Annotated in this window: 5 protein-coding genes; 4 read left to right on the forward strand and 1 reads right to left on the reverse strand. The window is 47.9% G+C overall.

The genetic code is table 11. The features are described from left to right. Window positions 1–181: 181 nt before the first annotated feature. Entirely contained in the window at window positions 182–1,006 is an 825-nt protein-coding gene (locus HY774_25995; GenBank protein ID MBI4751953.1) for a hypothetical protein, read from the forward strand. 17 nt (window positions 1,007–1,023) lie between these two features. Then, the gene (locus tag HY774_26000) at window positions 1,024–1,770 is read left to right on the forward strand and encodes a metallophosphoesterase family protein (GenBank protein ID MBI4751954.1); all 747 of its coding nucleotides are present in this window, start codon (window positions 1,024–1,026) and stop codon (window positions 1,768–1,770) included. An 81-nt stretch (window positions 1,771–1,851) separates the two neighbouring features. Here HY774_26000 and HY774_26005 read toward each other — a convergent pair whose 3' ends face one another. Next, complete coding sequence (locus HY774_26005) at window positions 1,852–3,780, reverse strand: PAS domain S-box protein (protein MBI4751955.1); 1,929 nt, start codon at window positions 3,778–3,780, stop codon at window positions 1,852–1,854. Between the two features lie 593 nt (window positions 3,781–4,373). Between HY774_26005 and HY774_26010 the strand changes: the two genes are divergently transcribed. Together HY774_26010 and HY774_26015 are read left to right on the forward strand one after the other, a co-directional pair. Continuing rightward, the gene (locus tag HY774_26010) at window positions 4,374–5,468 is read left to right on the forward strand and encodes a HAMP domain-containing histidine kinase (protein MBI4751956.1); all 1,095 of its coding nucleotides are present in this window, start codon (window positions 4,374–4,376) and stop codon (window positions 5,466–5,468) included. Next, on the forward strand, window positions 5,465–6,472 hold the full coding sequence (locus HY774_26015) for a response regulator (GenBank protein ID MBI4751957.1): 1,008 nt from the start codon (window positions 5,465–5,467) through the stop codon (window positions 6,470–6,472). The genes HY774_26010 and HY774_26015 overlap by 4 nt, the downstream gene beginning before the upstream one ends. Window positions 6,473–6,607: the final 135 nt, after the last annotated feature.

Consider the following 6,607-nt stretch of genomic DNA (forward strand, 5'->3'; position numbering starts at 1 on the left):
ATCAGTCAACTCATCGCCGAAACCCTGAATACCTCAACTTGCTTTAGATGAAGTGGCAACTCCGGCTGGTTTCATTTTGTTCCGTACCTTCAATCAGTCTGACTTTAGAAAACCTCCCACATTTTATGGATTGCTAAGAATACACTCACTATCTTCATTTTATTGAGATTGTTAGGTAATTATGTCTGACTCCTCAACTCTTCCTGTTTTGCCAACTCCAACTGTTCCCTCAGGCTATATTTGGCCTGCTGCAATTGGTCGAGGTGTGATTCGCCAAATTGAGTTTGACCGGGTAATTTCACGAGTTGATTTAATTGGCCAGCAAGGATTGTCTGACGGAAGTGGCAAATCAGACACGGTGATTATTCAGGCCGGAGATTGGTGTCTCAAAACTGCAGGTCGAAAACATTTTCATGACCTGGATGATGGTCGAACTTTCTTGGTGGAGGCAGCCCGGCGGAAATTGCAACTTGGGTCTCTGCTGGCGCCAAACACCGTTTTGGTTCTTCAGCCCGATGATTTGGGGGGAGGCTGGGTGTGGACCATCTCGCCCTGGATGAAAACCTTACGAACAATGATGAATCAGGCAATCACCACGGCCAATGAAAGTGTTTTGGGCCAGGCGCTTGAAATATTTGCCAGAGCAGCAGTTCGGGCCTTAGTCTTGGCTTCTCGACAAAACCTGGTACTCGATGTACACCCAAGTAACTTTGCTCTCAATGATGATCAGATTTCATTTGTCTATATTGATGATGATATTGGCCATGGGTCTTTAATTCCCGCGATCAGTTTTTGTTTTCTCCGGCGATTTGATGAATATGCCGAGTTTGGGCAGGCGCTGGCGGCATATCTGGAAGCAATTGAAGTGGCAATGGAGATGCGCCTTGAGTTTTCTGATGTCAAAACCTTGAACTTGATTCAGGATTTTGAGCATTGTCAGGTTCGCACCAAGGTAGCCGAACAGGCCCAAACCCGAATCATACAAATTTTGCGACAACGGCGGTGATCTGTTGATCTGATACTATGCGACTGGCTGTTCTCTCAGATATTCATTCAAACATTGCCGCACTCGAAGCCGTGGTCGAAGCCATTGATCGTCTTTCACCTGATGAAATCGTGTGTTTAGGTGATATTGTTGGATACAATGCCCAACCCGGCGAATGTATCCGATTGATTCAGAACATCACTCCGATGGTGATTGCTGGAAACCATGACCGGGATATTGTTTCTGGAATGGCGATTCAAGGCACCAACAAATCAGCCTATTTGGTTCAGAATTGGACCCGGTTGCACCTGCAGGAGGACGAACTCAATTACCTGGCAAGTCTGCCAGGTCATCTTGTTCAACCAGAGTATGTTGCGGTGCATGGGTGTTATTTAAACACGACCTATGTGAATGGGTATGTGACCAGCACCATGCTTGAGGAAAATTTACAGGCTGTTTGCGAGCGACCAACCTGGCCTCGACTGGCCTTATGTGGCCATACCCACGTTCCGATGTGTGGCTGGTTGGAGGGAACGGGGTGTATTGAACCCCGGTTTCCACAATCCGTTCGTTGGCCAGGTAGTGCGCGTGTGGTCCTGATCAATCCTGGTTCGGTCGGACAACCTCGTGATCTTGATCCTCGGGCATCATTTGCTTTGGTTGACACCGAATTGCGCACTCTCGAAATTCATCGAGTGGTTTATGACGTTGAGCGGACGATTGAGGCAATCAAACAAGCACACCTTCCAATAGAGCTCGCGGAACGACTCCGGATCGGTCGCTGATCCTGGTTGAGGCTGAAAAAACCAGGGCTGAGGGCTTGGGGCTGAAGACTCGCAGGCTCGGGGCTGAATTACCCGATGTCTTCAGCCCTGGTTTTTTGAGGAATGATCAAGAACTCGTCTGATCCGAAGCAAGAGTTGATCGAGTGAAAATGGTTTTTCCAGATAATCCACTGAGAAGCTTTTTGAATGTCCAGTCATTTTCCGCGAGTATCGCTCAGTATAACCGGACATAAACATGACCTTCATTGCGGGGCGTTTCTGGAGAAGCATTTTGGCAAGTTCGTTTCCACTCATCACAGGCATGACCAGATCTGAGATCAACAGATCAATTGGATGAGGGTAGCTGGCTTGAATTTCAATTGCCGCCTGTCCATTTGCAGCTTCAAGTACTTTGTAGCCATACATTTGAAGTGTTTCAGAAATCATCACACGAACTGATTGCTCATCTTCAACCAGCAAAATTGTTTCAGATCCATAACTTGGCTCAGTGATGGTTGTTTGAACTGCTTCCTGTGGTGTTACCTGTTCAGTTCGATGGAAAAAAATGTGAAAAGTAGTACCCTGGGTGAGTTGCGTATCAACTGTGATGTGACCGTTATATTGTTTCACAATTCCATAGACCGTAGACAAGCCAAGTCCTGTGCCTTTGCCTGGATCCTTGGTGGTATAAAATGGGTCGAAAATCCGGTCAACAACTTCTTGTGGCATGCCGCAGCCACTATCCTGAATGCTTAGCAGGACATATTGGCCAGGCGAAACCAGGTTGTTTGACACCTGGCTGCCTGGCTCAATAGAACAATTTGAGGTACAAATCGAGATTTTCCCCCCACGTGGCATGGCGTCTCGGGCGTTGACAACCAGATTGACAATGACTTGTTCGATTTGCCCGATATCGGCACGTATGAGATCAAGTGTTGGGTCTAATGTACAGTTAAGTTCAATATTTTCGCCAATTAACCGCTGTAACATCAAGTTTATTTCATTAATGACTGAATTGAGGTTAATGGCTTTGGTTTCAAGGATTCGGTGTTGGGTAAAGGTATTGAGTTGCCGGATGAGGGAAGTCGCGCGTTCAGCCGAGCGACGGATTTCCTCGACTCGTGGGCGGAGTGAATCAGTGGCCCTCATACGCAAAAGCAGGATTTCGCTACAACCCGAAATTACCGTGAGCAGATTATTAAAGTCGTGGGCAATCCCGCTGGCTAGCTGCCCAATTGCCTCCATTTTTTGGGCCTGCCGGAGCTGGTTTTCCAGAAAAACACGGTCTGAAAGATCTCGAAGCCAAATTTTGATGTGAGTGGCAGAGCCGGTTTGAAATTTTTGAATTACCCCTTCTGCCGGAAATTCCTGGCCATTTTTCCGCAGGCCCACAATCGCGCCGCGTTCACTCATGAGCCGAGTTGTATTTGGACCAGCCAAAAATTGGCGGATATGCTCCTGGTGAACTGAATGAAAGCGAGATGGAATTAAAACCTCAATCGGCTGACCCAAGACTTCAGTCGGATGATAGCCAAATGTTTTTTCGGCACCTGGACTGAAGGAAAGTATATGGTGGTGTTGGTCTAACTGGATAAAAGCATCACTGGAAAGCTCGATCACAGTATTAGAGTGAGTCTGGATTTCCGGCCCTTCAACTTCCGATTGGGTGCATTGAGTTGTGGTTGAGTGAACTTGAAGTAAGACCACAGGGTGATCGTCCCAGTCAATGAGGACCCCCTTGATATGACCAGCTTTCTGAGTCTGAGGTGTGGCGGTTTGAAAAACGACTTCTACTGAGAGATCAGCAATCGTCTGATTCGTAAGCTGGTTGAAGTGGTCGAAAAAAACTGAATGTGATGAGCCAATCCAATCAGACAAATGGTGGGCTTCGATTTGATCCGCAGTCTGTAATTGTAGGAAAGAGATAAATTGCTCATTGACCCGGAGTACAATGCCTTGAAGATCAAGTATCGCCAATCCAGAGGGAGAAATTTGAAATAGAGCGTCGAATGGGTGACGACTAATTTTCATCAGGGTTTATCTGGACGGTGGAGAATTGGGATGAACCCCTACTGTACTTTTATCAGTTCGCTTCGTCAATTAACGCTTTGGGTGCTGCCGGTTATCCAGGCCACCATGGATTCCCATTTTTAGACAGAGTGTCTTGTTTTTAGACAGCCACCAGTGCTGGAATCAGTTGGTCATGGAGAATTCCTGGCAAATTCAACCTGATTCAAGCGGATTCTCAAATATTTGGCCGGAAACCAGTCCAGACTTGTATAAAATAATCACTTTGGCACAACAAATGCAGCAAGTATGTGTCTGCAGGAAGTTCAGCAATGGTCACATTTGCGCTCACTCGGTTCACTTTTTGTCTTTGAGTCAGATCCAAAAACACTTCTTCCGGCAAACCCAATCAACTGATTGAGCGGGAGAAAGGTAACGCTCATCTCTCAGGGAAACCACTTTGGCGATTGAGCCTGGTCAACCCGTTTCCTGCCGGTTTTTCCCAACAGTCAGAACCATTGTGAATTTGCATCTTTTTATTTTCAGCTCGATCAGACTGGTGGTCTCATCCTCGCGTTCTGTGCGGTGAGCCATATTAGAAAGGGATAGGATTTGTTGTGGCGAACCAACTCGAAAGTTCAGACAAACACTGTGCTCCATTAGCCTGGGACGGACAAAATATCCACCTGGATGACATTGGAGCTGCCCTGGCTGTCTGTAACGTTGACGGTGAACTCCTTGGTGCCACGGCTTCGGCCAGAGTTGTTTTGACTCATTTCTCAAAACCTGTTCCGGGGTATCCTCAAATTCTTCCCTCGGGCTTATGGCAGGATTTAATGGCCTCGCCACTTGGAGAAATTGTCCAGTGGAGGCCGACTGATTGGACACAGGATACCTACCTTGGCTGTACCCGGTATCGGCTTGGGGATCAGCATGCCCTGCTTGTTATGCGCGTGCTTCGGGACCGAAGCACAATTTTGTCAAAGCGGCTTCACGAGCAACGACTTGAAGCAACTGGCCGACTGGTGGCAAATATTGCCCATGAGTTGCGAACTCCTCTGTCGAGCATTTTGTTCAACGCTGATTTTATGGCGCTGCGATGGGATCAGCTTCCTCCTGATCTGGCTCTGGAAAGCTTGAAAGAGATACAGACTGCCTGTCGTCGAATGCAGCGGACAATTGAAGGATTGCTTGATTTTGCCCGTCTGGGCGTACAACGAACCTCTTCCGTTTCACTTCGAGAAAGTTTTGAACGGACCACCAGCTTGCTCCGGCCTACTTTTCGCGATGGCGGGCATACCATCCAGGTCACCATCCGACCTGAGGCTGAGTGGGTTCGCGGAAATCCCCTGGTGTTGGAGCAGGTTTTTGTCAATTTAATGATGAATGCCATTGAATCAGACCAGCGAGGGGTTCGGATTGAGATTGAGAGTTCGCGTGAAGTGTATCAAGTCCTGGATCCAAGCCAGGAATTTGTGTGTGTTCGGGTGCGTGATACTGGCTCTGGCGTGGCGGCTGAAATCCGCAACCGTATCTTTGAACCTTTTTTTACCACCAAGTCAAAAAATGTCGGACTAGGGCTAACCATGGCCCGTGAAGCCATTCACGACTTCGGCGGGGATATTGTGGTTGAACCCACGGTTGGTGGCGCTTGTTTGGCTGTTTACCTGAAACCAGGTTTACCGGATAAGCCAACAGGAGAAACGTTGTGACCTCAGTGTTAATTGTTGAAGATGACCTGCAGTTCCGTTCAGCATTGGCTCGGGATTTGATGGTCCAGGGATACCAGGTGGCGGTGGCTCAAAGTGTTGACGAAGCGGTGGGCATGCTTGCTGCAACCCCTACCAACATTTTATTGACTGATTTGAGGATTGGTGAACGCGACGGAATTGATTTGTTAGGTACTGTCCGTGAGGTTTCACCTGACACCCGGTCAATTTTAATGAGTGGGTATGCAACGGCCCGGGACCATCAACGAGCCATGGAGCTGGGCGCCGTTCAGGTATTGTGCAAGCCCTTTACCGCCACCGAATTGTTTAATGCGCTTCAGCAGGCGATTGAATGCGAGACGGGGTTTCGCGGGAGCGTTCATGGGTTGTCACTGACCGACGTTTTGCAAATGTTTCACTTTGGGCGGCGGTCAGTTGTGATTCAAGTTGGTGGGAGGGTGCCTGGGCGGTTGTTTTTTCGCGATGGAGAGTTAATTCATGCTCAGATTGCGGATGTGGTTGGTGAAGAAGCCTTTAAAATGATTTTGCAACTGCCCTCCGGTTCCATTCAAACCTCTGTGTTTGCTGATGCACCGACCACGATCCGAAAACCATTTGATAATTTGCTGCTTGATTCTTTACGGACCATTGACGAAGAGGCCCTCGATGATCGATCTGAGGATCAGGTTGATGATGAATTAGATCGAAGTTTTGCACCCTCTTCCGCTTCCTCAGCGCCTGTTTCCGCTGGAAATTCAGAAAGACCTGCCGTTTCAAACGAAGTGAGTTTCGATGGACTCCTGACGAAATGGCGTGAGGCTTGTGCCACCCTTGGTTTTGATTTTGGACGGATGGTGGCGATTGGGTTTACCACAAACCAGGAACAGCCAGTGATTTTGCATGGACCGTCGGATATGGCTTCAGACCGCGAAGCGGTGGTTGGATTGGTGGGTTCAGTTGCCCAATTATGCCCTGATTCTTCAAGTGGAGTTTTTGAGTATATATAGGTTTTCAGAAAAAGAATCCGGGAAATCTGACGCAATGAGTCAAAAGGGTTGACGAAGGAAAAAGAAATGAGTATTCCCGACAGAACAAAAAATAGACAGAAGGAGAATACTCATCATGGTGGCCTATCATAGTCT

It is taken from the genome of Acidobacteriota bacterium (assembly GCA_016208495.1).
In the GTDB taxonomy this organism is placed as follows: Bacteria; Acidobacteriota; Blastocatellia; order Chloracidobacteriales; family Chloracidobacteriaceae; genus JACQXX01.

What these genes read in the sequence shown, in the direction of transcription:
- HY774_25995 (MBI4751953.1), top strand. Translation starts at nt 182, where the DNA reads ATGTCTGACTCCTCAACTCTTCCTGTTTTGCCAACTCCAACTGTTCCC.
- HY774_26000 (MBI4751954.1), top strand. Translation starts at nt 1,024, where the DNA reads ATGCGACTGGCTGTTCTCTCAGATATTCATTCAAACATTGCCGCACTC.
- HY774_26005 (MBI4751955.1), bottom strand. Translation starts at nt 3,780, where the DNA reads ATGAAAATTAGTCGTCACCCATTCGACGCTCTATTTCAAATTTCTCCC.